The organism is Sorangium sp. So ce296 (assembly GCF_051529605.1).
In the GTDB taxonomy this organism is placed as follows: Bacteria; Myxococcota_A; Polyangia; order Polyangiales; family Polyangiaceae; genus Sorangium; species Sorangium cellulosum_D.
The window spans coordinates 7,186,957-7,213,569 of the sequence record NZ_CP150325.1; the positions used below are offsets into that span (position 1 = coordinate 7,186,957).

Annotated in this window: 21 protein-coding genes and 1 pseudogene; 8 read left to right on the forward strand and 14 right to left on the reverse strand. The window is 73.0% G+C overall.

Translation table 11 applies throughout. The features are described 5' to 3' along the window. Window positions 1–128: 128 nt before the first annotated feature. From WME98_RS26770 to WME98_RS26780, 3 genes are all read right to left on the reverse strand, one after another. Entirely contained in the window at window positions 129–827 is a 699-nt protein-coding gene (locus WME98_RS26770) for a hypothetical protein (RefSeq protein WP_437335708.1), read from the reverse strand. A 13-nt stretch (window positions 828–840) separates the two neighbouring features. Continuing rightward, window positions 841–1,677: a TrmH family RNA methyltransferase gene (locus WME98_RS26775; protein ID WP_437335709.1), complete on the reverse strand. Its 837-nt coding sequence runs from the start codon at window positions 1,675–1,677 to the stop codon at window positions 841–843. Between the two features lie 153 nt (window positions 1,678–1,830). Then, window positions 1,831–2,358: an ureidoglycolate lyase gene (locus WME98_RS26780; RefSeq protein ID WP_063823896.1), complete on the reverse strand. Its 528-nt coding sequence runs from the start codon at window positions 2,356–2,358 to the stop codon at window positions 1,831–1,833. Window positions 2,359–2,638: 280 nt separating this feature from the next. Between WME98_RS26780 and WME98_RS26785 the strand changes: the two genes are divergently transcribed. The 4 genes from WME98_RS26785 to WME98_RS26800 all read left to right on the forward strand — a co-directional run bounded on the left by WME98_RS26785 (window position 2,639) and on the right by WME98_RS26800 (window position 6,136). Next, window positions 2,639–3,190, forward strand: coding sequence for a LemA family protein (locus WME98_RS26785; protein ID WP_237244973.1), 552 nt, complete (start codon window positions 2,639–2,641; stop codon window positions 3,188–3,190). 13 nt (window positions 3,191–3,203) lie between these two features. After that, window positions 3,204–3,986, forward strand: a complete 783-nt coding sequence (locus WME98_RS26790) for a TPM domain-containing protein (protein WP_437953876.1) — start codon at window positions 3,204–3,206, stop codon at window positions 3,984–3,986. Window positions 3,987–4,223: 237 nt separating this feature from the next. After that, window positions 4,224–5,435 (forward strand): thiolase family protein, encoded by a 1,212-nt coding sequence (locus WME98_RS26795; RefSeq protein WP_437953877.1) that lies wholly within the window; start codon window positions 4,224–4,226, stop codon window positions 5,433–5,435. A 131-nt stretch (window positions 5,436–5,566) separates the two neighbouring features. Next, the gene (locus WME98_RS26800) at window positions 5,567–6,136 is read left to right on the forward strand and encodes a peptidylprolyl isomerase (protein ID WP_437953878.1); all 570 of its coding nucleotides are present in this window, start codon (window positions 5,567–5,569) and stop codon (window positions 6,134–6,136) included. Between the two features lie 61 nt (window positions 6,137–6,197). Here WME98_RS26800 and WME98_RS26805 read toward each other — a convergent pair whose 3' ends face one another. The 3 genes from WME98_RS26805 to WME98_RS26815 all read right to left on the reverse strand — a co-directional run bounded on the left by WME98_RS26805 (window position 6,198) and on the right by WME98_RS26815 (window position 10,148). Further along, complete coding sequence (locus WME98_RS26805) at window positions 6,198–7,268, reverse strand: hypothetical protein (protein ID WP_437953879.1); 1,071 nt, start codon at window positions 7,266–7,268, stop codon at window positions 6,198–6,200. Window positions 7,269–7,431: 163 nt separating this feature from the next. Beyond that, a complete protein-coding gene (locus WME98_RS26810; RefSeq protein ID WP_437953880.1) occupies window positions 7,432–8,559 on the reverse strand; it encodes a CHAD domain-containing protein in 1,128 nt (375 codons plus the stop codon). Continuing rightward, window positions 8,556–10,148 carry a ribonuclease J gene (locus WME98_RS26815; RefSeq protein ID WP_437953881.1) on the reverse strand — a complete coding sequence of 531 codons (1,593 nt, stop codon included), beginning with the start codon at window positions 10,146–10,148 and terminating at the stop codon, window positions 8,556–8,558. The genes WME98_RS26810 and WME98_RS26815 overlap by 4 nt, the downstream gene beginning before the upstream one ends. Window positions 10,149–10,582: 434 nt before the next feature. Between WME98_RS26815 and sppA the strand changes: the two genes are divergently transcribed. The 3 genes from sppA to WME98_RS26830 all read left to right on the forward strand — a co-directional run bounded on the left by sppA (window position 10,583) and on the right by WME98_RS26830 (window position 17,264). Further along, window positions 10,583–12,370, forward strand: a complete 1,788-nt coding sequence (sppA, locus tag WME98_RS26820; protein ID WP_437953882.1) for a signal peptide peptidase SppA — start codon at window positions 10,583–10,585, stop codon at window positions 12,368–12,370. Window positions 12,371–12,878: 508 nt separating this feature from the next. Continuing rightward, complete coding sequence (locus WME98_RS26825; RefSeq protein ID WP_437953883.1) at window positions 12,879–16,292, forward strand: vitamin B12-dependent ribonucleotide reductase; 3,414 nt, start codon at window positions 12,879–12,881, stop codon at window positions 16,290–16,292. A 477-nt stretch (window positions 16,293–16,769) separates the two neighbouring features. Further along, the gene (locus WME98_RS26830; protein ID WP_437953884.1) at window positions 16,770–17,264 is read left to right on the forward strand and encodes a hypothetical protein; all 495 of its coding nucleotides are present in this window, start codon (window positions 16,770–16,772) and stop codon (window positions 17,262–17,264) included. A gap of 52 nt (window positions 17,265–17,316) precedes the next feature. Here the strand turns inward: WME98_RS26830 and WME98_RS26835 are convergent. Beyond that, window positions 17,317–18,194: pseudogene (locus tag WME98_RS26835) on the reverse strand (AAA family ATPase). 331 nt (window positions 18,195–18,525) lie between these two features. Between WME98_RS26835 and WME98_RS26840 the strand changes: the two are divergent. Then, window positions 18,526–19,314: a hypothetical protein gene (locus WME98_RS26840; RefSeq protein ID WP_437953885.1), complete on the forward strand. Its 789-nt coding sequence runs from the start codon at window positions 18,526–18,528 to the stop codon at window positions 19,312–19,314. A gap of 90 nt (window positions 19,315–19,404) precedes the next feature. On the opposite strand, the gene WME98_RS26845 is transcribed toward WME98_RS26840, so the two are convergent. The 7 genes from WME98_RS26845 to WME98_RS26875 all read right to left on the reverse strand — a co-directional run bounded on the left by WME98_RS26845 (window position 19,405) and on the right by WME98_RS26875 (window position 26,477). Next, window positions 19,405–20,535, reverse strand: coding sequence for a hypothetical protein (locus WME98_RS26845; protein WP_437953886.1), 1,131 nt, complete (start codon window positions 20,533–20,535; stop codon window positions 19,405–19,407). A 6-nt stretch (window positions 20,536–20,541) separates the two neighbouring features. Then, the gene (locus WME98_RS26850) at window positions 20,542–22,098 is read right to left on the reverse strand and encodes an AAA family ATPase (RefSeq protein ID WP_437953887.1); all 1,557 of its coding nucleotides are present in this window, start codon (window positions 22,096–22,098) and stop codon (window positions 20,542–20,544) included. Window positions 22,099–22,533: 435 nt separating this feature from the next. Continuing rightward, window positions 22,534–22,839, reverse strand: coding sequence for a type II toxin-antitoxin system RelE/ParE family toxin (locus tag WME98_RS26855; RefSeq protein ID WP_437953888.1), 306 nt, complete (start codon window positions 22,837–22,839; stop codon window positions 22,534–22,536). Further along, on the reverse strand, window positions 22,818–23,093 hold the full coding sequence (locus WME98_RS26860) for a type II toxin-antitoxin system Phd/YefM family antitoxin (RefSeq protein ID WP_437953889.1): 276 nt from the start codon (window positions 23,091–23,093) through the stop codon (window positions 22,818–22,820). The genes WME98_RS26855 and WME98_RS26860 overlap by 22 nt, the downstream gene beginning before the upstream one ends. Window positions 23,094–23,135: 42 nt before the next feature. Next, the gene (thiL, locus tag WME98_RS26865; protein WP_437953890.1) at window positions 23,136–24,125 is read right to left on the reverse strand and encodes a thiamine-phosphate kinase; all 990 of its coding nucleotides are present in this window, start codon (window positions 24,123–24,125) and stop codon (window positions 23,136–23,138) included. Window positions 24,126–24,144: 19 nt separating this feature from the next. After that, on the reverse strand, window positions 24,145–25,752 hold the full coding sequence (locus WME98_RS26870; RefSeq protein ID WP_437953891.1) for an ATP-binding protein: 1,608 nt from the start codon (window positions 25,750–25,752) through the stop codon (window positions 24,145–24,147). Continuing rightward, window positions 25,749–26,477, reverse strand: a complete 729-nt coding sequence (locus WME98_RS26875) for a GTP-binding protein (protein WP_020732588.1) — start codon at window positions 26,475–26,477, stop codon at window positions 25,749–25,751. The genes WME98_RS26870 and WME98_RS26875 overlap by 4 nt, the downstream gene beginning before the upstream one ends. Between the last annotated feature and the right edge of the window lie 136 nt (window positions 26,478–26,613).

The following is a 26,613-nucleotide window of genomic DNA, read 5'->3' on the forward strand; positions in this document are numbered from 1 at the left end:
GGACGTCAACCGCGCGGCGGCGGTGAAGCGCGCGGATCGCTGTCGCTGGATCCCGTTCCTGCAAGGGCGGAGTCGCTGGTGCGCGCGCTCGCGGATCGCGCTCGGGCCGGAGGCGTGCCCGCCGGGGCTCAGAGCGTGAACTCGACGCTCTTCTCCTCGCTCGCGGGCGAGGGAGACAGGTCGAGCGCCATGCTGTACGAGCGCTGGCCGACCCGCGCGCTCAGGCGGACGCGGACGGGCGCCGTCGCGTCGTTCAGCTTGTCGAGCCGCACGACGACGCGGTAGCGGCCCCGGGCCGGCTCGCCCTCGGTGAGGAAGACGTTCTCCACGTTCTGCTCCTGGCACTCGCCGCTCACGCGCGGGCAGTCGCGATCTTTCATGAGGCCGCTCGCCGTCGGCTCCCCGACGCGGGCGAGCTCTCCCGCCGGATCGTAGACGTTGAGGTCGACGTCGGCCTCGGCCTCTTCCCAGGCGATCGTGAACTGGAGGATCCCGGTGTGGAGCCCGCACCCCTCGTCGATGACGCCGTTGCAGTTGTTGTCGCGCGCGTCGAAGCAGAGCTCGACCCCCGTCGGCGTGCACGCCATCTCGAGCCCGACGCCCTCGGGGACCTTGAGGTCCTTCGGCTCGAGGGGCGGCCTGGGCGGGGGCGGCGGCACCTCGATGCAGCCGGCGAGGAGCAGGGCCGCGAGCGCCGCGCCGAGCGCGCGCCTCGCCCCAGCGCGCGCCCCGCGCACGCCGGCGAGGCGCGCGCCGGGGCCGGGGGTCGCTTTCGGGATGGCGCCGCGGGCTCGGCGCTCGCGCCGCGGGGGACCGGGGCTTCGCATGGGGGGCTGCATGCTAGCCGCCTTCCGGCTCCTGCGGGGCGCCGGCGCCGCGCTCTTCCCGCGCGGGGGCCGCCGCCGGCCTCCGCGGCTTGGGGCCGCGCGGCTGCGGCGGAGGGGGCGGCGTTCCTCCGAGCGGCGGCGGCAGGCGCATGCCCCGCGCGGCCAGGATCTCCGCCGCGTGGGGGACGGTGAGCACCAGCGCGCGGGCGTAGAGGCTCGTCTGGTAGGGCTCGGGCAGATCGCCGGGCCGGCCGCTGGTCGCCTGCTCGAGCAGGATCGCCGCGGTGACGCTCACGTTGAGGCTCTCCGCGAAGCCCCGCATCGGGACGCGCACGGCGCGGGCGCAGGCGGCGGCGAGGTCGGGGCGGATCCCGTCGCGCTCGTTGCCCAGCACCAGCGCGAGGCGGGGGATGCCCGCGAGATCGCGCGGGGTCAGCTCGCCGTCCGGGCGGGTCGCGACGAGCTCGTGCCCCGAGGCGCGGAGCGCCGCGACCGCGGCCTCGGTGGTCGCGTGCGTGCGCACGTCGACCCAGCGCTCGGAGCCGCGCGAGACGGTGTTCGACACGAGGAACTGCTCGGCGCGCTCGATGATGTGCAGCCGCTGCAGGCCGAACGCGTCGCACGATCGGAGCACGGCGGCCCCGTTGTGCGGGTCGTGCGGCGCGTCCATGGCGACGGTGACGGCGTCGAGCCGCGCCGCGATGACGCCGCGCAGCCGGGCCTTGCGCTCGTCGGTGACGAACTCCTCGAGGATGCGGGCGACGGCGGCGACGTCGAGGGAATCGAGCGCGGCGAGCAGCCTTCGCTGCTCCTGCGCGACGAACGAGCAATTGGGGGTCGAGCGGCGCATGGCTGGGTCGGGGGCGCCTCTATAGCGCGGCGCGCCCCCGGAGGCTGCGGCCCATCGCGGCCCGGAGGGACCGCCTCCGCCGCGGCCCCGCCTGCGCCGGCGCGGGCCGTGGCGCCTCGCCGGGCCGGCGCGGGCGGCGGGGCGGAGCGGCGGTCAGGGCTCGATCGCGATCGCGACCCGCTCGCCCTCGGCGTACTCGACGACGGCGCAGTCGCCGGGGGAGCCGTCTTCCCAGACCAGACAGACGAAGTCGGCCTCGGCGTCGAGCGCGATCATGGGGTGGTGCCACACGCCGGGGCGATAGGTGATGCCCTGGGCGCCGTGGGCGATGAAGGCGGCGAGCGTCGTGAGGTCGGGCCGGTCGCCGCCCAGGGCGACGACGACGAGGTAGCGCCGCGCGTTCATCGGCACGAACGCCTGCGTCGAGCCGGGGTGCTTCTCGAGGAGCGCGAGCGGCAGCGGGAAGCTCGAGCGCGGAGCGCAGCGGAAGACCGAGACGTTCAGCGCCGCCTGCCCGGGGCGGAGGTTCTCGATCGCGGCGAGGTGATCGAAACGGCGGGCGGTCCCCTGGTTGGCCGGCCTGCCGGGCTGGCCGTGCGGCGAGGCCATGAGGATGTCGCCGTACGGCGCATAGGCTGCAGGGCTGAGCGAATGGGCTGCGATGCGCGGGCGGTGGCTCATCGGAACGGGCGGCTGTGGCGGTGCGCCACGCGTGTGGCCCTCCTGCGGCGAGCGCCCAGGCCGCGGGCGCGATCGCGGAAGCGAAGGGTACCACGCCGCCGGGGCGGCCGGCGGGACACCCCGCGACCGCCACGAGGCCGAGGTTTTGCATGACACGGCGCGACGCCTTACCCGTCGGGTAACGCGAGCGACCCTGGAGTCAGTCATGCGGATTGTTCACAAATCGACATTTCGGAAGCGCCTCGCGGTGTTTTCCATTTTCTTGGCGGTGCTCGCCCTCATGACGTCTGTCGTCGGCTGCCAGCGCTACGACGTGCTCGTCGAGAAGGATCAGATCGCGGCCCAGAAGTGGTCGGATCTCGAGGCGAACCTCCAGCGGCGTTACGACCTCGTCCCGAACCTCGTGGCGGTGGTGAAGGCGTCGGCCAAGCACGAAGAGCAGACGCTCGCGAGCGTCGCCGAGGCGCGCGCCCGCGCCACCAGCGTCCAGCTGAAGGCCGAGGACCTGACCGACCCCGAGAAGGTGCAGGCCTTCCAGAAGGCGCAGGAGCAGCTCAGCGGCTCGCTCTCGCGGCTCCTCGTGGTGCAGGAGCAGTACCCCGATCTCAAGGCCAACCAGAGCTTCCACAGCCTGCAGGTCCAGCTGGAGGGCATCGAGAACCGCATCCTGCGAGCGCGCGAGGAGTACAACCAGGCGGCGCGCGAGTACAACGCGGAGCTCCTGAAGATCCGGGGCCAGGTGGTGAACAAGGCGACGGGCCAGCCGTTCAAGCCGCGCGTGTACTTCACCGCCTCCCCCGAGGTCCAGTCGGCGCCCAAGGTCGCGTTCTGAGGAGGGGGCGGCGATGCGCCAGGCAGTCTCGGGCGGAGCGCGGCTGCGGGCCGTGGCCAGGGCGGTCGCCGCCGCGATCGCGCTGGTCTGCGCGCTCGTCGCTCGGCCCGCCCTCGCCGAGTTCACGCCGCCGAAGCTCACGGGGCACGTCGTCGACACCGCCGGGCGGCTCGGCCCGTCCGACCTCCTCTATCTCGACCAGAAGCTCGATCGCCTCCGCCGCCAGACCGGCTTCGAGATCGTCGCCTTCGTGGCGGGATCGCTCGAGGGCGAGACGATCGAGGACGTCGCGTACGAGGCCTTCAACGCGTGGCAGCTCGGCCAGCGGGGGGCCGACAACGGCGTCCTGCTGGTGATCGCCCCGTCCGAGCGGCGCGTCCGCATCGAGACGGGCAAGGGCGTGGGCGGGGCGCTCACGGACCTCCAGTCGAACGACATCATCCGGCAGACGATCAACCCGCTGCTCCGGCAGGATCGGTTCCGCGACGCCATCGATCAGGGGACGACCGAGATCGCCCGGGCGCTCATCGCCGGGACGCCCGAGCAGGAGCGGCGCCCGGCGCCAGGGCCGGCGCCCACCCCGGTCTCGCCCATCAAGATCGGCGTCACGCTCGTCGCCATCGTGGCGGCGCTGCTGCTCGCGGTCATCTCGCCCTCCTTCCGCTGGTTCCTGTGGATCGTCCTGCAAGCGCTCCTCTTCCGCGGCGGCGGCGGCGGTCGCGGCGGCGGTGGATCCGGCTTCGGCGGCGGCGGCGGCGGTCGCTCCGGCGGCGGCGGATCCAGCGACAGCTACTGAGCCGCTGCGGCGCGCCAGCGCCATGCCGCGCCGCGCCAGCTCGCTTGCGGCGCGCCAGCGCTCCGTCGGGAAACGGATCGGGTCGCTCGTCCGTCGCGACGTCGGCCCGCGGCGCTGTGCTGCACTGGCCGTGACCCGGCGGGCGGGCGCGACCTCGCCGCCGCCCGGCGCGGACGAGGGGTCGAGCGCGCGCGATCTCGGAGCGGCGCCGCGACCGGGCGAAGCTACGCTCTCCTGATGGCTGCTGCTCTGCGCCCTGTCTTCGTCGTCGACGCCGTTCGCACCCCGATCGCACGTTACGCCGGCGCGCTGGCGACGGTCCGCCCGGACGACCTCGCGGCGCACGTCCTCGCGGCGCTCGTGCGCCGCCAGCCCTCGCTCGCGCCGCGCCTCGACCAGGTCGTCCTCGGCGCGACGAACCAGGCCGGAGAGGACAACCGCAACGTCGCGCGCATGGCCGCCCTGCTCGCCGGCCTCCCCTACGAGGTCTCGGGCGTCACGGTGAACCGCCTCTGCGGCTCGGGGCTCGAAGCGGTGGCCGACGCCGCGCGCATGATCGCCACCGGCGAGGCCGACTGCGTGATCGCCGGCGGCGTCGAGAGCATGACGCGCGCGCCGTTCACGATGCCCAAGCAGGCCGAGCGCTTCGATCGGAGCGCGCCGACGGTCTACGACACGACGCTCGGCTGGCGCTACCCGAACCCGAGGATGGCCGCGCGGTTCGAGCTCCAGTCGATGGGCGAGACCGCCGAGAACGTGGCCAAGAAGCACGGCGTCAGCCGCGAGGATCAGGATCGGTTCGCGCTCTTGTCCCACGAGCGCGCCACGCTCGCGTGGGAGTCGGGCGGGTTCGCCGCCGAGGTCGTCCCGGTCCCCGTCCCCCAGAAGAAGGGCGCGCCCGTCCTGTTCGAGCGCGACGAGTCCGTGCGCGCCGACGCCTCGCTCGAGGCGCTGTCGAAGCTGAAGCCCGCCTTCCGCGAGGGCGGGACGGTGACGGCGGGCAACGCCTCGCCCCTCAACGACGGCGCCGCCGCGCTCCTGCTCGCCTCGGGCGACGCCGTGCAGTCCGCCGGGGCGGCGCCGCTCGCGCGCGTCGTCGCGACCGCGACCGCGGGGGTCGATCCCAACCTCATGGGCGAGGGGCCGATCCCCGCCGTGAAGAAGCTGCTCCAGCGGACCGGGCTGCGCGTGCCCAACGTGGACGTCTTCGAGCTCAACGAGGCGTTCGCAGCGCAGGCGCTCGCGTGCTCACGCGCGCTGGAGCTCGATCCGGCGCGCGTCAATGTCCGGGGCGGCGCGATCGCGCTCGGGCACCCGATCGGCTGCTCGGGCGCGCGCATCGCGTGCACGCTCGTGCATGCCATGCGCGCGCGCGGCGCCAAGGTCGGGGTCGCTTCGCTGTGCATCGGCGTGGGCCAGGGCATCGCGACGCTGTTCGAGCGCGCCTGAGGCGATTTCGCCGCTCGTCCGCGGCGCCAGATGCGATAAGACCGCCGTACCAGGACGCAGGAGGGGGGCTCGCGGCTCTCCTCCCTCGGCTGACGGCGCCGCCTCGGCGGCAAAGAACAGGAGAAGGCCCGATGGAGTTCCCCCCGATCAATGTGCCCGGCACCGGCCAGCTTCACGCTCGACTGAAGACCTCGCTCGGTGAGATCACCATCCGCCTCGAGGAGCAGCGCGCCCCGAACACCGTCAAGAACTTCGTCGGCCTCGCCACGGGCGCGATCAACTGGATCGATCCGACGACGGGCAAGGGGATGCAGGGGACGCCCTGTTACGACGGCGTCCGCTTTCACCGCGTCATCTCGGGGTTCATGATCCAGTGCGGCGATCCGCTCTCGCGCTACCCGGAGAAGGCGCCGCTCTGGGGCACGGGCGGCCCGGGCTACAAGTTCGCCGACGAGTTCAACCCCGAGCTGCGGCACGACGGCCCCGGCGTGCTCTCGATGGCGAACTCCGGCAAGAACACGAACGGCGCGCAGTGGTTCATCACCGAGGGGCCGACGCCGCACCTCGACAACCGGCACTCGGTGTTCGGCAAGGTCGTGAGCGGGCTGGACGTCGTGAACCGCATCGCCAACGTGGCGACCACGCGCGACCGGCCGAACCAGGACGTCGTCCTCGAGCGCGTCGAGATCTTCCGGCAGTAGCCGCGCCCAGCGACGCGCGATCGCGCCCAGCGTCGCGCGTCGCGGCCAGCGCCGCGCTCGTTCAGCGGGCGCAGCAGACGGTGATCTTGTCGTCGCCTTCCTCGACCTCGCCTCGGGGGTCGCCGCCGCGCGGCTGGCAGCTGCCGGCTCCGGTCACCTCGATCGACACCGAGGCGGCGGGGGGCGGCTCGCCGACGCAGGCGCCGTTGAACGGCACGGTCTCGATGGGCTCCCGACAGCGGGTCTCCCCGAAGAGCGCCAGCGTCGCCGCGCAGCGCACGCCGTCCGCGTCGCACGTGCACCGCGTGCAGCCGCGGTTGTCGACCAGCGAGCTCGCGAACACGCGTCGCTCGCCGAACCCCTCGGGGCAGCGCCGCTCCCCCTCGCGCCAGACGCAGACGCCCGGCTCGAACGGCGCGTCGACCTCTCGCGGGGCGCAGGCCTCGCCCGCGTCACATCCGCCGGCGTCCGGCCCGGGGGCGCACACGAGCCCCTCGACGCCGAAGCGCGGCGGCGGCAACGTCGCCTCGCCGCCCGACGCGGCGCACGTCGCCGAATCCACGTCGGGCGCTTCGGCGCTGTAGCTGCCGGGCTGGAAGTCGCGGAGGTTGATGCAGTTCTCCGACGCGACCGGCAGCGTGACGCTCGCCCCGTCACACCCCTCGTCCCCATACACGGTGACCGCCGGACGCTCGCACTCCACGTCCGGCGCGCCGCACGAGCACGGGCTGCAGGTCGCGGGCGTGTCGACGGGATCGCGGCCGCCCACGTCCACCCGCGTGGAGAAGCCCTCGGGACAGGCGACGTCCGCGGCCTCGGGGCCCTCGTACAGCAGGCCGGGCCCCTGCCAGTCCGCGGGCACGGCGACGCAGGCGAACCCGCCGCAGTCGTCGTCGGCGCAGTCGACCGCGCCGTCGCCGTCGTCGTCGTCGCCGTTCGAGCACTGCTCGCCGCCGCCTCCGCCGCTGGTGGTGCTCGCGGTCGTCGTCTGGCCGCCGCCGCTGCCGCCGGAGCCGCTCCCGGACGACTGCGGGAAGAGCTCGGGCTCGAACTGATCGAAGTCCTGGGTGCAGGCGCTCGCCGCGAGGAGAGCGACGATCGCGGTGACGCTTTGGACGGCAGAGCGGCGCAACACGACCTCCTGGATCGGCGAGCTTCGCCTCGATGAATGCAGCCACGGCGACCGTATCACGACCGCCTGCCGCCATGGCGAGCTCCGCGGTCGGCGAGGCTCGGCCCCCCTCCGCGGCTGTCTTGCTGCGGCGCTCCTTGCTGCACCGCGCCCGCGCGCCGCGTCACCCCGGCGAGGGTGCCGGCGGCGCGTCGGACCAGAGCGACGCGAGCGTCTCGATCTCCTGCGCGAGCTCTTCCGTCGCCTTGCCTGCGAGCCGCGCCCGCTCGGCGCCGAGCGCCTCGACGACGGCGGCGCGATCGTCGGGGGACAGCTCCTCGGCCCTCGTCATCTGCGCGAGCGCCTCGTCGACGTCGTGCAGCTGGCCGAGGCGGCGCTGCAGGCGTGACGCCGATTTGGCGGTGCGCTCGGCGCGCTCTCCGAAGAGCGGCGAGAACGTCTCCGCGGAGTAGCGCAGCCGCTTGAAGCGGATCCGGAGCGCGTGCATGGCCGCGCCGTCGCTCGGATCGCTCGCCGCGAGCGCGCGCACGTCCTGCAAGGCATCGCGGATGGCCCGCCGCGCGAGCGCCTCGGCGCCGCGCTTCTTCGCCCTCTTGCGCGAGATGCGCCGCTCGAGGCGCGCGAGGTACGGCTCCAGCCGGAGCCGCTCGCCCACCACGGGCGCGCCCGCCCGCGGCTCGTCCGCCTCGCCCACCGCCACGGGCGTGCCGGCCCGCGGCTCGTCCGCCTCGCCCGCCGGCGGCGCGTCGGCCCGCGGCTCTTCCGCGTCGCCCGCCGGCCCATCGGCCCGCGGCGCGCCTTTGTCGCCCGGATGATCCCGCCGGAGCAGCTCGACGATGTGGGCCCTCGCCTCGTGCTCGCGGCGCGAGCGCTGCGCGACCCAGGCGGCGACGGCCGCCCGCGGCGCCTCGCCCAGCTCGAGCGCGGTGAGCGTCTCGCGCAGCACCTCCTCGTCGCGCAGCGTCCCGGTCGCCCGCGCGAACTCCCGCAGCCCGTCGGCGATGGGGCGGATCCGCTTCTTGCCGTAGATGCGTCGCGCCGGCTTGAGCAGCGTCCGGAGCCGGCGGAGCGACACCCGGAAGTCGTGCACGGCTTCCTCGTCCGGCTCGGCGCCGTGCGCGCTCGTGGCGACGACGCGCCGCGCATCGGCGCGCACGCTCTCGATGTGGGTGAGCAGCACCGGACCGAGGAAGCCCCGCGCCGAGAGCTTCGCCCCGGCGCCGCCGCCCGCCGGAGGCGCGCTCCCCTCGCCGCCGCCTTCCGGCGGCGCGCTCCCCTCGAGCGGCGTCACAGCCGCGTGAGCGCCACCGTCACCAGCGGTCGCCTCCCGAGCTTCGCCTCGATCGTCCGGCGCGCCGCGAGCCGGGCGACCTCGATGATGTCGTTGTCCCGGCGCCGCGCGCGCGGATCGCAGTCGTTCACCGCCTGCGCGACCGCGCGCGCCGCGGCCCTCAGCGCGCTGCCCTCGAGCTCCCCGGTGACCCCGCGGGCGACGACCTGCGGCGGCGCCGCGAGGGCGCCGTGCACGTCGACGACCAGCGACACGAACGCCACCCCGGAGCGACCGAGGTTCGCGCGCTCCCGGAGGATCTCCTCGCCGAGCTCCTCGCCCCCCGCCGTCGCCACCCGACCGGTCACGGCCCGGCCGCTCCGGCCGAGCGGCTGCGTCTTGCCGATCTCCACGACGTGGCCGTTCTCGGCGACGAGCACCTCGGCCACGCCGCGCTCCCGCGCGAGCGCCGCGTGCCGCGTCAGGTGGTGCAGCGCGCCGTGCACGGGGAGGAAGCTGCGCGGCTGGGTGAGATCGATCATGCGCTCCTGCTCTGTCCGGTGCGCGTGCCCGCTCGCGTGCACGCGCCGATCCGTCGACCACGTCACGAGCTCGACGCCGAGGCGGAGCAGCCCGGCCATCATATCGACCACCGGTCGATCGTTGCCAGGGATGACGCGGCTCGAGAGCACGACCCGATCGCCCTCTTCGAGGCGCAGCAGCGGGTGCGTCCCCGACGCAAAGCGCGTCAGGGTGGAGGCCCGCTCGGCCTGGGTGCCGCTCGCGACGACGAGGAGCCGCTCGCGCGGCATGGAGGAGGCGACCTCGGGCGGGACGAGCAGGTCGCTCGGCCACGGGAGCCGCCCCACGGCCTGCGCGGCACGCACGTGCGTCTGCACGCTGCGGCCGAGGAGACAGATCTTGCGGCGCGCGCGGACCGCGGCCTGACCGAGGGCGAGCAGGCGCTGGACGTTGGAGGCGAAGACGCCGACCACGACGCGCGCCGGCGCGGTCTCGACGAGCTCCGCGAGCGCGTGGGCGACGTCGCGCTCGCTCCCCGCCTCGCCGGGCGAGTCCACGTTCGTGCTGTCGGACAGGAGCAGCCGGACCCCGGCGTCGCCGAGCGCGCGGAAGCGGGCCTCGTCGGTCGGCTCGTTGTCGAGCGGCGTCGGGTCCAGCTTGAAGTCCCCGGTGTGGACGACGAGCCCCGCGGCCGTGTGGATCGCCAGCGCCGTGGCGTCGACGATGGAGTGCGTCACCCGGAGCGGCTCCACGACGAAGCCGCCGATCGCGACCTCTCGCCCGACCTGCGTCGGCAGGAGCCGCACCTTGTCCTCGAGCGCGTGCTCGGCGAGCCGGTAGCGCACGAGCTCCAGCGCGTGCGGCGGGCCCCAGACGGGGACGTCGAGGTGGCGCAGGAGGAAGGGCAGCCCGCCGATGTGGTCCTCGTGGCCGTGCGTCAGCACGACGCCGCGCACCCGCTCGCGCAGCGCGAGCACGTGATCGAAGCGCGGGTGGTACACGTCGACGCCGAGGTCCGAGCTCGGGAACGTCACCCCGCAGTCGATGAGCAGAATGCCGTCGGCCTGCTCGAGCGCGAGACAGTTCATGCCGACCTCGCCGAGCCCTCCGAGAGGCACGAGCCGCAGGGTGGACGGGGCTGGCGGGGGGAGCTGGCTCGGGGCGGGGGCGCTCTGCTCGGGATGCACGTTCGGTGAAGGGGGGGTCTGCCACCCAGGGCGCCGGAGGCCTACGGCCCACGGCTTGCTGAGCTGGTCTGTAAGAGAGAGGACGACTTCTTCAAGACCTAACCGACATCGGCTCGCCGTCCCCTTCGAAACTTCGAGCGACAGTGTAGCCACAGGGTGGCCCCTTGCGTCACGCTCTCTCTTTCCAGTGGCGGCGCGAGGCCCGGGGCCGCCGGCCTCGCCGGGCTCGCGCCGCGCGGCCCGGTCCCAGCGCAGCTTGCCTTCTCCGCCGTCTCAGCGCCGCCCGATGCCGGACCCCGAGCCGCCTTTCCCCTGAACGTTCCGAGGAGCCACCGGTGATCGCTGCCCTGCTCGTCAATCTCCTCCGCCTGCTGCTGCTCCCGGCGAGCGCGCTTCGCTGGGCGTTTGCTGCACCACGGGGCGGGTATGTCGTCCTCGAAATCGACGGCCGCGTGGTCGATCTCCAGCCGCCCCGGGTCCGCCTCGCCCTCTGGTGGCGTCCTCGGAAGAGGGCCCCGCTCTCGGTGGAGCGCGTCCGGGAGCTCGGCAAGCACCTGATGAAGGACCCGCGCCCGGCGGGGCTGCTGCTCCGGATGCGATCGGTCCACGCGGGGCCCGCGGTGCTCGCCTCGCTGCGGGACGCGCTCCTCGAGATCCGCGCGGGGGGCAAGGACATCGTGGCGTACCTGCCGATGGGCGCCGACAACGCGACGCTCCTGCTCGCCTCGGCGGCGCGCGCCGTCGTCGTCGGGCCCGAGACGCTGGTGTCGCCGCTCGGGTTCGCGGTGGAGGGCCGCTACGTGCGCCGCGCGCTGGAGCAGGCCGGCGTCGAGCCCGAGGTGTTCGCGAAGGGCATGTACAAGAACGCCGGCGAGGTGCTCGTGCGCGACACGATGAGCGCCGCGCAGCGCGAGCAGGTCGGCGCCCTGCTCGACGCGCGCCTCGGCGACCTCGTCGCGGCGCTCGCCCAGGGGCGCCGCGTCGATCGCGAGACGGCCGCGCGGTGGATCGACGAGGCGCCCTACGGCGCGGAGCAGGCCGTGGCGCGCGGCATCATCGACGCGGTCGCGTACGAGGACGAGCTCGAGCACATGCTCGCGACGGGGCTGCTCCCGGGCACGACCGCGCCGCGCCGCGCCCAGGTCGGCGCCTCGGGCTCCGCGGGGGAGGGGGCCCTCGCGTCCGGCCGGCACGGGAGGGCCCGCCTCGTGGCGGCGGGCCGTTACCTGCGCGCGCGGCGCGCGCTCTCGCTGCGGCCGATGCTGCCGCGGCCCATCATCGGCGTCGTCGAGGTGCACGGCGCGATCGTCAGCCGCGCCCACTTCCGGGGCGCCTCGCTCGCCAGCGAGGAGCGGCTCGTCGCGAGCCTGCGCGCGGCGCGGCAGAACCCGCGCATCCGGGGGGTCATCCTCCACATCGACTCGCCGGGCGGGTCCGCGCTCGCGTCCGACCGGATCCACCACGAGGTCACGCGGCTCGCCGAGGTCAAGCCGGTCGTGGCGTGCATGTCGAACGTGGCGGCGAGCGGCGGCTACTACGTGGCGGCGGCGGCGCATGCGATCGTCGCGCAGCCGCAGACGATCACGGGGAGCATCGGCGTGGTGTCGGCGCGCTTCGCGCTCGGCCCGCTGCTCGAGCGGCTCGGCGTCTCGACCGACGTCGTGAAGCGCGGCGCGCGGGCCGACCTGTTCTCCCCGTCGCGCAAGCTCGACGCGGGGGAGCGGGCGGTGATGGAGCGCGAGCTCGACGCGATCTACGCGACGTTCCTCCGGGTGGTCGCGCGCGGGCGGCGGCGCCCGGTCGAGGAGATCGAGCCGCTCGCGCAGGGGCGCGTCTACAGCGGCGCCGAGGCGCAGGCGCGCGGGCTCGTCGACATGCTCGGCGGCTTCGAGCGGGCGCTCCACGAGCTGCGCCAGATGATCGGGCCGAAGGCGGCGGCCATCGAGCCGGCGATCGTGCGCGCGTCGCGGTACATCCCGCCGCCGCCGCTGCTGCCGGCGCCGGTGCCGACGCTGCTCGACCTCGTCGGGCTGCACGGGGTCGCCGCAGAGGTGACGCTCGCGATCCACTGCCAGGGGGAGCGGGTGCTCGCGTACTGCGCGGAAGCGACGGAGCTCGACTAGAGCGGCAGCGGCTGCGGGAGGTGTGGGCGCGCCCGCGCTCCTACACCTCGCCCGGCTCTCCGGATTCATTGAATCCCCTTCCGGACGGGGTCGGATTTTTGCGGGGGAAAGCTGTGCGTAATCTGTGCGCCCGGTGGGTAGCACCTGTTCAGAACTGCTCAGAGATCGCGACGAATCCCGCGCCGAACGGACGAGACGCTATATGTGGGCCCTGTTCGGCCCGGGATCCCAAGATGTAGCGGTTCTCCTTGACGCACGGGCCCTTCGCGGGTTTGACTAGCTGGCGGTCAGGCGCTCCCGAATGTCGGCGCACGCCTTTCAGGCATGGCACCTGGACCTATGCTCACTGGCCGGAAGACGGAACGTTTGAGCAGGTAGCAGGGAGAAGCAAACCGGACCTGTGGAGATCCGAGGCGAACGAGCCTCCGGTGTTCTCCCGGGAACTATTTGTGCTTTCGGTACGATCCGAGTCACCGACCGGTGCGGTGGCTTACAGGAGGACTTGGAGATGGCCCAGTCGGCAGTTGTGGGTGACGGCGGTAAGCTACCCGCCGGGAACGGCAAGATGACGGCGCGGACGAAGGAAGATGCGGGGGCCCGTCCGGTGACCGGCGGGGCTGCCAGGGCGCAGGTCAACGGCGCGGCTGCGACGAAGGCCGCGAAGAAGGGGGCCTCGCGCCCGCGCGGGCTCGGGTTCGAGCGGCGGTTCACGCACCGCGGCGTCGACCCGCTCGACGAGGTCACCTGGGAGCGCCGCTCGAGCGTCATCACCAACCCCGACGGCTCGGTCGTCTTCAAGATGGAAGGGGCCGAGATCCCCGCCGGCTGGTCGCAGCTCGCGACCGACATCGTCGTCTCCAAGTACTTCCGCAAGGCTGGGATCCACGGCAAGAAGGAGCTCGGCGAGACGAGCGTCCGCCAGGTCGTCCACCGGCTCGCGCGCACCATCCGCGAGGCGGGCGAGCACTTCGGCGGCTACTTCTCCTCCACGAAGGACGCGGACACCTTCGAGGCCGAGCTCGCGTACCTGCTCGTCCACCAGTACGGCGCGTTCAACTCGCCCGTGTGGTTCAACTGCGGGCTCTTCCACCGCTACGGCATCGAGGGGTCGGGCGGCAACTACGCCTGGAACGAGGCCTCGGCCGACGCGGGGAACGGGGGCGCCGTCGCGAAGGGCGCGTCCACGAGCCGGGCGAACGGGGCGGGCGCCGTCGACGAGATCATCGAGACCCGGAACGCGTACGAGCGGCCGCAGTGCTCCGCGTGCTTCATCCAGGCGGTCCAGGACGACCTGATGAGCATCTACGACCTCGTCAAGGCCGAGGCCCGGCTGTTCAAGTACGGGTCGGGGACGGGGACGAACTTCAGCGCGATCCGCGGGAAGCAGGAGAAGCTCTCGGGCGGCGGGACGAGCTCGGGGCTCATGAGCTTCCTCGAGGTGTTCGACCGCGCCGCCGGCGCCACCAAGAGCGGCGGCACGACGCGGCGCGCCGCCAAGATGGTCTGCCTCGACATGGACCACCCGGAGATCGTCGACTTCATCCAGTGGAAGGTCCGCGAGGAGAAGAAGGCGATGGCCCTCATCGCCTCGGGGTACCCCTCCGACTTCAACGGCGAGGCGTACCACACGGTGAGCGGGCAGAACTCGAACAACTCCGTGCGCGTGAGCGACGACTTCATGCGCGCGGCGGCGTCGGGCGCGCCTTGGGAGACGCGGTCCCGGACGACCGGCGAGGTCGTCGACACCCTGAGCGCCAAGGACCTCTGGCGCCAGATCGCCGAGGCGGCGTGGGGCTGCGCCGACCCGGGGGTGCAGTACGACACGACCATCAACCGCTGGCACACGTGCCCGAACACGGCGCGCATCAACGCCTCGAACCCGTGCTCCGAGTACATGTTCCTCGACGACTCGGCCTGCAACCTGTCGAGCCTCAACCTCACCCGGTTCCTCCGCGAGGACGGCTCGTTCGACATCGAGGGCTACCGCCACGCGGTGCGGGTGTTCTTCGTCGCGCAGGAGATCCTCGTCGACTTCTCGGCGTACCCCACCCGGAGCATCGCGAAGAACTCGCACGACTACCGCCCGCTCGGGCTCGGTTACGCGAACCTCGGCACGCTGCTCATGCTGCAGGGCATCCCGTACGACTCCGACCAGGGCCGCGCGGTCGCGGGCGCGCTCACCGCGATCCTGTGCGGCCACGCGTACCGGGTCTCGGCCGAGATGGCCGCGGCGAAGGGGCCGTTCGCCGGGTTCGCGAAGAACCGCGAGCCGATGCTCCGGGTGATGGGCATGCACCGCGACGCCGCCTATGCGATCGATCGCGACCGCTGCCCGGAGTCGCTCTGGCGGGCGGCGTGCGCCGACTGGGACGAGGCGGTGCGGCTCGGGCAGGAGCACGGCTACCGCAACGCCCAGGCGACCGTGCTCGCCCCGACCGGCACCATCGGCCTGCTGATGGACTGCGACACGACGGGCATCGAGCCCGACTTCTCGCTCGTGAAGTTCAAGAAGCTCGCCGGCGGCGGCTACTTCAAGATCGTGAACCAGTCCGTGCCCGAGGCGCTCCGGCGGCTCGGCTACCCCGAGGCCGAGGTGCAGGAGATCGTCGCCTACGTCTCCGGCACGAACACCCTCCTGGCGGCGCCGCACGTGAACCGGGCCTCGCTCAAGGCGCGGGGGCTCACGAACGACGACCTCGCGAAGGTCGAGGCCGCCATCCCCGGCGTCTTCGATCTGGATCTCGCCTTCGGCCCGTGGATCCTCGGCGAGGAGACCTACGACCGGCTCGGCGTCTCCAAGGAGTCGCGGGCGCGCTTCGGCTTCTCGCTGCTCCAGCACCTCGGCTTCTCGCCCGCGGAGATCGAGGAGGCGAACGAGACGATCATCGGCCGCATGACGGTGGAGGGGGCGCCGCACCTGCGCGAGGAGCACTACGCGGTGTTCGACTGCGCCAACCGCTGCGGCAAGAAGGGCCGGCGCTACCTCGCGCCGATGGCGCACGTCCGGATGATGGCCGCGGCGCAGCCGTTCCTGTCCGGCGCGATCTCGAAGACGGTGAACCTGCCGAACGACGCGACGATCGAGGACGTGCAGCGGATCTACGAGGAGGGGTGGCGCCTCGGGCTCAAGGCGGTCGCGCTCTACCGCGACGGCTGCAAGGCGTCGCAGCCGCTCTCGTCGACCTCGAGCTCGAGCGACAGCAAGGCGGACGCCAAGGGCAAGGCGGACAAGGCCGAGATCGCCGGGCCCGTGCTCCAGGCGGCGACGGCGCTGGCGCGCCCGCGCTCGCCCTCGGCGGCGGCGCCCGAGCGGTTCCGCCTGCCCAGGAAGCGCAAGGGCTTCACGCAGGAGGCGCGCGTCGGCGGGCACAAGATCTACCTCCGCACCGGCGAGTACGACGACGGGACGCTCGGCGAGATCTTCATCGACCTCCACAAGGAGGGGGCCGCGTTCCGCTCGATGATGAACTGCTTCGCGATGGCGGTGTCGATCGGGCTCCAGTACGGCGTGCCGCTCGAGACGTTCGTCGAGCAGTACACCTTCACCCGGTTCGAGCCGCAGGGCGTGGTCGAGGGGCACGACTACGTGAAGTTCTCGACCTCGATCGTGGACTACCTCTTCCGCGTGCTCGGGGTCGAGTACCTGAACCGCTACGATCTCGCCCACGTGCAGCCGGTCACCTCGGCCATGGAGGATCCGGTCGAGTCGCGGGCCCAGGAGAGCGGCGTGGCGTCGTTCACGCAGGGCGCCTCGGCGTCGGCGGTGCTCGACGGCGGGGGACGGGCGGCGAGCGCGCTCGACGCGCAGCTCGAGGACATGATGGGCGACGCGCCGGTCTGCGACGGCTGCGGGCACATCACCGTGCGCAACGGGGCCTGCTACAAGTGCCTCAACTGCGGCAACAGCATGGGTTGCAGCTGAAGAGCGACGGGCGGGGGTGGGGGTGATGCGGGAGGGGCTGGCGGGGGGCCCCTCCCACGAACTCGCGCCTCTTGGCGGCTATGGCCCGCTGAACCGGTGAGAGGGGGCTGGAACGCCCCGCTGCGCTGAAGGCCGGCGCTCGGATTCGTGGGGCCCTACCCCCGCCAGCCCCTCCCGCATCACCCCCACCCCCGCCGACCCGGTGGGAAAGGGGGGCGAGGAGCGATCGCCGGGACGATCGCTGACGGTGGGCGGTCAACATGGACCGCTGGGGGATCGCTGATTCGTGGACGGTGATGGTGCCCGTTGACCGCTGACGGTGACGATGAGCACCGGCGGCGCTCGTTGACGGCTCGCGATGAGCGCCGAGCCGTGGCGGAGGTCGTGCTGCGCGGGGGGTCTGCGGGGGCGTCCGGACGCGGTTCTACTTTGTCAGCCCGATGGCTGTGCTCCGCGAAGCTTTGTAGAAGACGACGCATGATCCGGTCGCGTTCGTCCATGGCCTTCGTCGTCCTTGCCTGCGGCATCCTGTCCAGCGCCTGCCAGAAAGAAGAAGCAGCGCCGGAGACCATCCCCGCGCCCGCGCAAACGGTCGCGCCGGTGGCCGCCGATCCGGTGCCCGCTGCGACGCCGGATCCGACGCCGACGCCCGCTGCAACCCAGGAGCCCTCCGCAGCGGCCTCCGCCGAGCCCGCGGCCGCAGATGCAGACGCGGGGGCGGCGACGGCCGAGCCGGCGCCGGGGGCATCCCGCGGGGGAGGCGCCTCCATCCAGGCGTGCTGCACGGCGCTCCACGCCGTCGCCACCAAGTCGGGCAAGTCGTCGGAGGCCAAGTCGAAGGCGGCGACGGCATCCCATCTCTGCGCCGGGATCGAGAAGCTCGTGAAGAGCGGGAAGACCCCGCGCGCCAAGGCGCTCACCCAGATCCGAGCGAGCCTCGGCGGAACCACGCCGCCCGCCGAGTGCAACTGAGCCAGGGCGGTCCGGGGGGTACTTAGGCCCGCAACACCGTCACGGCGCGCCCCTAGGGGGTCGTGGCCTCCTCGAAGCGGGTGCGGTCCTCGGTCGAGGGCGCGCCCGCGCGGCGATCGAAGATCACGAGCACGCCGGTCGCGAGGCCCAGCCGCTGGAGGTACTCGTCGAGCTGCGCGAGCCCCTTCTGCAGCGGGTCCCTGGCGCCGTCCCTCCACACCTTGAGCTCCAGCGCCTCGCGCTGCACCGCGCGCTGGCCGCCTTCGCCCGAGTGAGGCAAGCGCACGAGTAGGTCGATGCGCCCCCGGCCGACGCCGTACTCACGATCGACGTAGCCGCCGCCGTTCACCACGCGCCGAGGCGCAGCGACTTGAGCTTGATGTTGAACGGGCTCGAGGTCCCGAGTCGGTTCGGATCGCCGCCGCTCGCCGCCTTGTAGTCCCGCACGTCGCGCAGGCCGCACAGGACGACCGACCAGGGGAAGCGCTCCGGCCGGTTGGCGAAGCCGGCGCGGAGCTGCCGCAGCACGCTGATGAGGCTCGCGCCGCGGAGCGCGTCGATTTCATCCACGAGCAGGACGAGCGGCCGCGGGCACGCCTGCGCCCACGCCGAGAGCGTGGCGCCGAGCAGATCGCCGGGCGGGGCAGGCGGCGGCGGCGGCGACCCGAGCTCCGGCGGGAGCACGGCCGCGGCGTTGCGGAGCATCTCGCTCACGACCGTCCGCTCGGCGGACGCGATGTCCTCGCCCCACGCCTCGCCCGCCTCGCAGGAGAAGAGCACGGCGGCGTAGCGGTCCGCGGCGTTCAGCCGCTCGGCGAGGCCGCGCAGGGCGGTGGTCTTGCCCGTCTGCCTGGGGGCGTGGACCACGAAAAAGCTGCTCTGGTCGACGAGGTCCGGCGCCTCGGGGAGCCGCCGCTCGGCCGGGATCATGTAGTGCAGGTCGGGATGGCACGGTCCGGCGACGTTGAAGCGGCGGCTTCATCCCAGCGCCAGCTTGCGCCGCGCTGTCCGGGCAGCGCAAGCGCTCCGGTGAGCTGCGCGATCGTCCCGGGTCGCGCCGCCCCGTCCCGCGCGCTCGCTCGTCCCGGGTTGCGGCTCCCCACCCCGATTCCCGCGATCACGAGCGGCGGAACCCTGCCGGGCGCTCGATTGCGCGCGGCAGGCCCGGGTACCCTGCGTGGTTGCGCGGCGTTCGTCCGCGCCGCAGCGGCGGGCGACGGCGCCCGCCGTCGCGCGTCGACGCTCACGGGAAGGAGCTGTCATGCCCTCGAAGCTGGTCACCGATCGTCAGAAGAGCGCCAACTCCGTCATCGCGTCCGGCGAGGCCCACGCCGACCGGATCGCCGCGGAGCTCGAGGCGCTGCTCTCTCCGCACCTGCGCAAGGGAGAGAAGACGCCGGACGCCTCCCTCTTCACGCGCCTCGTCGGGCGCGCCCTCGCCGACGCGCGCGACCGCATGGTCGCGGCCGACGAGGCGCACCTGGAGGAGCTCGCCGACGACGCGGTCCCGCGGGAGGCCCGCGACGAGGCCGCCGCCGAGCTGTACACCGAGCTGACCGAGCTCCGCGAGTGGCTCACCGGCCTGTACGGCGCCGCGGCGCTGGCGCGCCTCGGCTTCACGGACGTGACGCCGCGCGACCCGGTGCAGCTGGAGCGCTTCGCCGGCGAGGTGGCGCGCGCGCTCGGCGCCAAGGACCTTCCGAAGCCGCGCCGTAAGGGGATCCGCTGGGACGCCGAGGAGACGGTGCTCCGGATCGAGGGCCTGCGCGGCGCGCTCCGCGGTCACCTCAAGGACGTGGCCCGCGAGGCGCGCGAGGCCGAGGCGACGCTCCTCGCCAAGACCGCCGCGATCGCGGCGTACGACGAGCGGTTCAGCCGCGCCGCGACGTTCCTCGTGGGGCTGTTCCGGCTCGCCGGTCACCCGGAGCTGGCCGCGCGGGTGCGCCCGTCCTCGCGGCGTCCCGGCCAGATCGAGGCCGACGCGCCGCCGGCGGAGCCGGGTGGCGAGGCCCCGGTGGCGCCCGAGGAGGCCGCGCCGCTCGGCGGGTGAGCGCCGTGGCCGTCGTCGCGGCGCCAGGCGCGAGCGCGAGCGCCGCGGACGCGGCCGGGAGCGCCTCTCGGGACAGCAGGCGCTCGGATCTCACGTCGAGAGCGGCGCGAGCGCGAGGCCGAAGGCCAGCACCTCGTCGGCGAGCTCTTTCAGGGCGGCGTCCTCGTCCTCGAGCAGGCGAAAGCGCTTGGCGAGATCTCGCTTCGACTTGCGGGCTTGCATCCAGCTCACGACGGCGGAGAGCGCGTCCGCGCCGAGCGCGTCGACGACGTAGCACTTGCACTCTTCCCGCTTCGTGCACTGCTCGCAGGATGCCTGGTTGCAGCGGTCACGCCCGCAGTTCTTCGCGATTGGGCGCCAGTACTTGCCCTCCTCCGGCGTCCTCGGGTTGTCGACCTGGTGGAGCCGGAGCCCGTCCTTGAGGTGCGCATAGCGGAGGACGTCGGCCGGCGCGGACCGGAGCAGCTGGGCGATCCTGTCGATGCGGGTGAGGCGCTCGGGGGACGAGAGCACCTCGCGGTAGATCGCGAGCGGCACCAGCGCCTCTGCCGTGCGCACGTGGAGCGGGCGGGCGCGCTGGTAGGTCGGACGGTCCTTGGCGGCCTCGGCCAGCTTGCGGTACGTGCCGCCGACAGCGCCACCCGGGTGTCGCTGATCGGTATCTCCGATGGCGAGCACGATGCGACCCTGATCAGCGAGGCTTCCGAACTCGCTCGCGATCGTGTCTCCGCCGCCGCCGCGAGGCTCGTGGACCATGTCGATCGCCTCCCAGCGACGCTGGGCCAGCATCATGATGCCGAGCTCTGCGAACAGGCCCGCGTCGATCCGGTTCTCGCCGAGGAGCACGCAGCACGCCGTCTTGTGGGTCCGGTCGAAAGCCGAGAGCGGCGCGCGGATCACCCTCCGGCCGCCTGGAACCTCGCGCGCCGTACCGTCGAACGCCGCGCCGATTCCCAGCTCGATCGACCAGGGGACCTCGTCACGCAGGCCGGCGATCTGGGCGAAGTTCTCGTCCACGTGCTGGAGGGCTCGCCGCGCGCGCGGGGACCAGCCGTGCGCCGAGCCGAGGAGCGCCTCGGCGTCCTCGGGGCGCAGCGAGATCACGTGATTGCCATCGAAGTGCGCGAGGAGCAGGTTCTCGATGGACGCGTGCGAGCCTCGCGCGGTGGCGCTGTTCGAGAGCGCGTCCGCCGCCGCGGACTCGTGGAGGTGAAGAAGCACCGCGCGTCACTCCGCCGCGGAGCGTACACGTCGGTCGGCGACGGGGGACAGGAAGCCGTAGGGCCAGTCGTGGAGGGCGCCGCTGTCGCGGTAGCCGGCGAGGCGCACCTCGGCCTCGCCGGTCTCCTCGTCCTTGTCGAAGAGGACGATCTGCACGTCCTCGGCCTTCAGATGGCCCTCGTGGATCAGCTTGCCGAGGCCGTTGATCAGCGACTCGCTGTGCGTCTCCACGATGATCTTCGAGCCGCTTCCGGACACCGCCTCCACGAGCGTTCGCGCGAGCTTCGCCTGGGCGGCGGGGTGGAGGTGCAGCTCGGGCTGCTCGATCGCGACGAGCGGCGCGGGGGCCCGCTTCTGCATGCGGGGGCGGATGCACGCCGCCCAGAGGGCGGCGGCCAGCGGGAGGACCTCGGAGTAGCCGAAGCCCACGTCGACGAGGTTGACGAAGCCCTTGGCCGGGCCCTCCTTGACGAGGATCTCGGCGTGGATCCCGGTCGTGCGGACCTTCGTCTCGAAGCCCAGCGTGGCCTGGGTGAAGCGGGCGAAGTCCTGCGCCTCGGGGGTGGAGAGCGAGCGCAGGAACATGGGGAGGTTCTTGCCGTCGGGATCCACCTCGTCGACGGCGAGGTTCTGGATGCGATAAGCGCGCTCCGGGCTCACGCGGAGGGGCTTGAGGTACGCGACGCGGCTCATGAGGTCGGCGAGGACGAGATCGGCTGCCTCGATGATGTAGGGCGAGATGCGTGCCGCTGCCGCGGAGGCGATGCGCTCGAACTCGTCGTCGCCGGGGCCGAGACCGCCCACCCTTTTCTGAAACTGAGTGTGATCCGAGAGGGAGACGAGCCGCTTCAGCATGGCGCTTCGCTTGCCAAGGAACAGCTCGTCGGCCACCCCGTCGATCGTGTCCGCCGACGTGTTTCCGTGAAAAAAAGGGACGAGCAACGCGGCGAGCGGCTTGAGCAGGACCGTATCTGCCTTCGTCTGGTAGTCGATCGCCTCGGGGACGAGCCCTTCCGGCACCTGGTGGTAGCTCAGCGCCGGCTCCGTGCCTGGTTGCAAGGTCGGCAGCAGGTACGACTTCGTTCCCAGCGAGAGGGGCGCTTCGGTCTGGATGGTCTCGTCGTTCGCAACGAGCCTGAGGAGCCGGCCCGTGGGGTCGAGCTCCCATCGGACGAGATGGCCCTCGGCGCCAATTTCGTAGCCCCTCACATGAGGGGTCTCGCCTCCGGCGAGCGTCACCGCGATGTCGAAGGCAGGGTCGCCGAGAGCGACCTGCGCCTGCTCTGGCAGCCGCAGCCGGAATTGGAAGGTCACCTCCGGCTCGCCGAGCCGACTGGAGGCGGCGTCCTTCAGCGAGCCGAAATCCACATACCGCTCGTGATACCAGAGGATCGGGCTGTCTCGGGGCGTCTCCACGCTCTGCCGGAGCAGCGGGAAGGCTCGAAGGAACGTGCTCTTGCCCGAGCTGTTGCGGCCGACCAGGACGGTGATGGGCCGGATCGGCACGAGGCCGGTGTCCGTCAGGCACCGCAGGTTCTTCACGCCGAACGCTTCGAGGCTCACCTGACTCGGGTAGCGAACGGGTGGCAAGCGGTCAAGAACGGGCAGGGGGCGCCCGGGATCGCGCGGCGCCGCTCGCCGCCTGCCCTCGCTGGCCCGGTACTTGATCGGTCGCGTCGCTGTTCCTTGCTTCGCTGCTGGCTGTGTCCTGCTCCGGGAAGAAACTCCAGGCGCGAGCGCCGCGGACGCGGCTGGGAGAACCCCAGGCGCGCTCGCGAGCGCCGCGGACGCGGCTGGGGGAGCCCCAGGCGCGCTCGCGAGCGCCGCGGACGCGGCCGGGAGAACGCCAGGCGCGCTCACGAGCGCCGCGGACGCGGCTGGGAGAACGCCAGGCGCGCTCACGAGCGCCGCGGACGCGGCTGGGAGAACGCCAGGCGCGCTCGCGAGCGCCGCCGCTGGAACAGGCGCAGCAGCGCCAGGCGCGACCGCCGCAAGACGTCAGAACAGCCGGTCAGCCCGGAGCAGCCGCTCCGAGCGAAGCACATGGACGATGAGCACCTTCGCGCCCTCCCGCCGGTAGATGATCCGACACGGCGGGACGATCACCTCACGGTAGAGCTTGCTCGAGATCTCCGGCACCCACCGCCCCGACTCCGGGTGCTCACGCAGACGCTCCACCTCAGCCAGCGCGCGACGGGTGAGCTCCGCGGCTGCCCTCCGGTTCTCTTGGGCGATCCAGCTGGCGATCTCGTCCAGGTCGTCGAGCGCCGGAGTCGCCCAGATCAGCGCGGCTCGTCGAGCCACCGGCTGAGCCGCGCCTTCGCTTCCTCATGCGAGGCGACGCGCCCTTCCGAGAAAGCTCGCTCGCCCCGCGCGATGCCCTCCAGGATCTCGAGGCGCCGGAGCAGGGCCTGGTAGCTCTCGACGTCGAGGAGGACCGCCGCGGAGCGCCCATGCTCCGTGATCAGCACCGGCACGCGATCGGCCTGAAGCTGCGCGATGATCTCCGTCGCGTGACGCTTGATCTCGGTCACGGGTTTAACGGCGGGCGCGTTCATGTATCACAAAAGTATCACTTTGCCCGCACCCCGCAAGCGGCATCAGGCGAAGTGGTCGTACCCCCGCGCCACGAGGCTCGTGAGCTGCCCGTCCGGGCCGAGCAGCGCCACGTCGCTCGCGCCCTCCTCCCGCGGCGCGCAGCGGCCGATCACCACGAAGCCGGGGAGCGCCCCGACGTCGGGGCCCGCGACCGCCACCGCGTAGTCTTCGCCGCCGTAGAGCGCTAGCTCCAGCGCATCGGCGCCGAGCAGCGCGGCGGCCTCGCGGAGCTCGGCGCTCACGAGCGCCCCGGGGTCGAGCAGCACGCGCACGCCGCTCGCGGCCGCGAGGTGCGCGAGATCCGCGGCGAGGCCGTCGGAGATATCGATCGCAGCGCGGGCGGCCGCGGCCGCGCGGAGGCCCGCCTCGATGCGCGCCACCGGCCGGCGGAACGCCCGGATCGCCGGGGCGGCCGCCGCGCCGGCCAGCGAGACGCGCCGATCGAGCAGCGCGAACCCAGCCGCGGCGAGGCCGACCGGCCCCGCCAGCGCGAGCGCGTCGCCGGGGCGCGCGCCGTCGCGCCGGAGCGGCGCGGCCGCGACGCCGAGCGCCGTCGTGGTGATCGAGATCTCCCCGCCCCGCGAGAGGTTGCCGCCGACGACCGCCGCGCCGATCTCGTCGCACGCGGCGCGCTGGCCCGCGGCGATGGCGCCGAGATCGTCGTCGCTCACGTCCGGAGGCAACACCAGCGCGGCGAGCAGGCCGAGCGGGCGCGCCCCCATCGCGGCGAGATCGCTCGCCGCAGCCATCGTCGCCCGGTAGCCGAGGTCCTCGAAGCTCAGGAGATCGCGCCGGAAATGCACGCCCTCGACGGCGCTGTCGACCGTCCAGACGAGCGGCGCCGCGCCGCCAGGGAGCGCCCCGCCCTGCGGAGCCACGGGCGCGAGGATCGCGGCGTCGTCGCCGATGCCGCAGAGCACGTGCTCGCCGGCCGCGCCGCCGAGCACGGCGCGCAGCAGCGCGATGCGCGTCCACTCGGAGCGCCCGCTCATCGAGGCCCGCTCATTGGAATCATTGGAAAATGGGCGGCACGAGGCTGTTCGACGACGAGCCGGCGACCGTGGGCAGCTTGACCACGAACACGGTCCCGCGCGGCTCGTTCGGCTCGATGCGGACCGTGCCGCTGTGCGCCTCGACCAACCGCTTGACGATCGAGAGGCCGAGGCCCGTGCCGCCGTGCTCCCGCGTCGAGCTCTGATCGATCTGGTAGAACGGATCGAACACCTTCAGCCGCTCGCCAGGAGGAATGCCGATGCCCGTGTCCACGACGCGGATCTCGACCGCCTGCTGGAGCGGCGCGACCAGCACCAGCCCGGGGAGATCGTCCGTGTCCTCGCTCACGGCGCGGGCGACGAGCTGCACCTCGCCCCCCGGCTCGGTGAACTTCACCGCGTTCTCGACGAGGTTGACGAAGACCTGGCGCAGCCGGTCGCTGTCCCCGAGCACCGGCGGGAGATCGCTCTCGGCGTGGATCCGGAGCTCGACGCCCTTCTTCGAGGCGGCCGGCGCCATCGTCGACGCCGCCTCCACGAGCACCGGGCCGACCGCCACCTCGGTGCGGTGCACGATCAGCGTGCCGCTCTCCAGCTTCGAGAGATCCAGGAGGCTCATGATGAGCCCGAGCAGCTGCTCGCTCTTCGACCGGATCGTGTCGATGAACTCGCGCTGCTCGCCCGTCAGCGGCCCGCCGATGCCCTCGGCGAGCATCTCGCTGTAGCCCATGATCGACGTGAGCGGGGTCCGGAGCTCGTGCGACACCGTGGCGAGGAAGTTCGACTTGAGCCGGTCGAGCTCCTTCAGCCGCTCGTACGCCTGCTCCAGCTCGGCGTTCTTCTGCGAGAGCTCTCGGAAGCTCTCGCGGATCGACGCGACGTGCATCGTCGACGTGAGGAGCGACTTGTGCCCGCTGAACAGGATGAGATCGAGGACGGCGCGGAGGTGATCCGCGATCTGGCCGAGCCGCTCCGGCCGGAGCCGCGGCAGCGGCGGCAGCCCCTCCGCCGCGCGCGCCTGATCGAGCTGCGCCGCCGCCGCGAGCTCCGCAGCGGGAGGCGCGTCGAGGCCCTCGGGCAGGTACGGGCCGAGGATCGACCGGCCGATCGCGCGACCGTCGTACTCGATCGGGAACACCTGGTAGAGCGCGCCGGGGGAGCGGGGATCCGCGAGCTCGCCGCCGGCCGCCGGGCCGCGCCCCTGCGCCCGATCCGGAGGCGCCGCGCCGGTCCGCTGGGTCTCCTGCGCGTCGCCGGCAGGGTCGCGCGGAGACGCGAGCGGCGCGGGCGCGCCGGCCTCCGCGAGCGTCGCGCCGCCGATCGACTGGATGCGGATGGGCAGCCCGAACAGCTCGTGGAACGACGCCGCCATCTCGCCGAGGGCCTGGCGATCGACGAGATCCTCGAGCGAGAGCGGGCCGATGCCGACCAGATCGACGACCGGCGCGGCCGCGGGGGGCGGCAGCGTCGAGGGCTCGGGCGCGCTCGCCGCGCCGTCGCGCTTCGAGGAGCTGGGCGCGTCCGCGACGCGCGCCGACGGCATCGGCGCGGAGCTCGGCACATGGAGGAGGTCCTCGTCGTCGAGGCCGAAGTCAGCCGGCGTCCCCTTGTGGGCGTCGGGCCTCATGGAACGATCCGGGAGCTCTTCTCGAAGCTGCCGCCCATACGCCTCGCCAGGAGTTCGCCCACCGAGCTCGTCACCCCGAGCTGGCGCGCCGCGCTGTTCAGGAGCTCCTCGCCGCTGATCGACAGCCGCTTCGAGAGCTGGTGCGTCTGATCGAGCGTCTCCCACGTGAGGTGGAGCAGGCCCATGAACGTCTCCACCGTGCCCATGCCGCGGGTCGCGATGGCCCGGTACACCGGCTCCTTGCCCCGCGCGGCGAGCCGCGCCAGCTCCTCGTCGCTCCGGATGTCGGGGAGGTCGCGCTTGTTGAACTGGATGACGAGCGGCATCCGCGCGAGATCCAGGCCGTTCTCCCGCAGGTTCTGGCGGAGGTCGAAGAACGCCTCGGCGTTGCGCTGCGTCTCCGTGATCTGCGAGTCGGCGATCAGCGCGACCCCGTCCGCGCCCTGGAGCACGAGCCGCCGCGTGGCGGCGTGCATCGGCTGGCCGGGCACGGTGAACAGCTTGATGCGGAGCGAGACGTCGCCGTCCTTCGCGCGGAAGGTGAGCGGCAGGAGATCGAAGAACAGCGTGCGATCGTCCTGCGTTTCGAGCGTCATCAGGCGTCCGCGAGCGTCCGACCCGGCGAGCCCGTGCAGCGAGACGAGGTTCGTCGTCTTGCCGCTGAGCGCCGGGCCGTAATAGACGAGCTTGATCGTCACTTCACGGGCTGCGAAGTCGAGCTGCACGGCCGCATTCTCGCATGAGCGCCCGACGATTGGATATGGCCACGGCGCCCGGCATGGCCACGGCGCCCGGCCGAGGAGGCCGGGCAGGGCAGCGCCTCCCCCCGTGTCAGGAGGCGTGCGCTCGCTCAAGCCGAGT

Bases quoted from the DNA above. Each gene is read 5' to 3' on its own strand.
- WME98_RS26825 (WP_437953883.1), top strand. From the start codon at position 12,879: ATGGCCCAGTCGGCAGTTGTGGGTGACGGCGGTAAGCTACCCGCCGGG.
- WME98_RS26815 (WP_437953881.1), bottom strand. From the start codon at position 10,148: ATGAACTGTCTCGCGCTCGAGCAGGCCGACGGCATTCTGCTCATCGAC.
- WME98_RS26785 (WP_237244973.1), top strand. From the start codon at position 2,639: ATGACGTCTGTCGTCGGCTGCCAGCGCTACGACGTGCTCGTCGAGAAG.
- WME98_RS26770 (WP_437335708.1), bottom strand. From the start codon at position 827: ATGCGAAGCCCCGGTCCCCCGCGGCGCGAGCGCCGAGCCCGCGGCGCC.
- WME98_RS26790 (WP_437953876.1), top strand. From the start codon at position 3,204: ATGCGCCAGGCAGTCTCGGGCGGAGCGCGGCTGCGGGCCGTGGCCAGG.
- WME98_RS26780 (WP_063823896.1), bottom strand. From the start codon at position 2,358: ATGAGCCACCGCCCGCGCATCGCAGCCCATTCGCTCAGCCCTGCAGCC.
- thiL (WP_437953890.1), bottom strand. From the start codon at position 24,125: ATGAGCGGGCGCTCCGAGTGGACGCGCATCGCGCTGCTGCGCGCCGTG.
- WME98_RS26870 (WP_437953891.1), bottom strand. From the start codon at position 25,752: ATGAGGCCCGACGCCCACAAGGGGACGCCGGCTGACTTCGGCCTCGAC.
- WME98_RS26795 (WP_437953877.1), top strand. From the start codon at position 4,224: ATGGCTGCTGCTCTGCGCCCTGTCTTCGTCGTCGACGCCGTTCGCACC.
- WME98_RS26775 (WP_437335709.1), bottom strand. From the start codon at position 1,677: ATGCGCCGCTCGACCCCCAATTGCTCGTTCGTCGCGCAGGAGCAGCGA.
- WME98_RS26830 (WP_437953884.1), top strand. From the start codon at position 16,770: ATGATCCGGTCGCGTTCGTCCATGGCCTTCGTCGTCCTTGCCTGCGGC.
- WME98_RS26800 (WP_437953878.1), top strand. From the start codon at position 5,567: ATGGAGTTCCCCCCGATCAATGTGCCCGGCACCGGCCAGCTTCACGCT.
- WME98_RS26860 (WP_437953889.1), bottom strand. From the start codon at position 23,093: ATGAACGCGCCCGCCGTTAAACCCGTGACCGAGATCAAGCGTCACGCG.
- WME98_RS26840 (WP_437953885.1), top strand. From the start codon at position 18,526: ATGCCCTCGAAGCTGGTCACCGATCGTCAGAAGAGCGCCAACTCCGTC.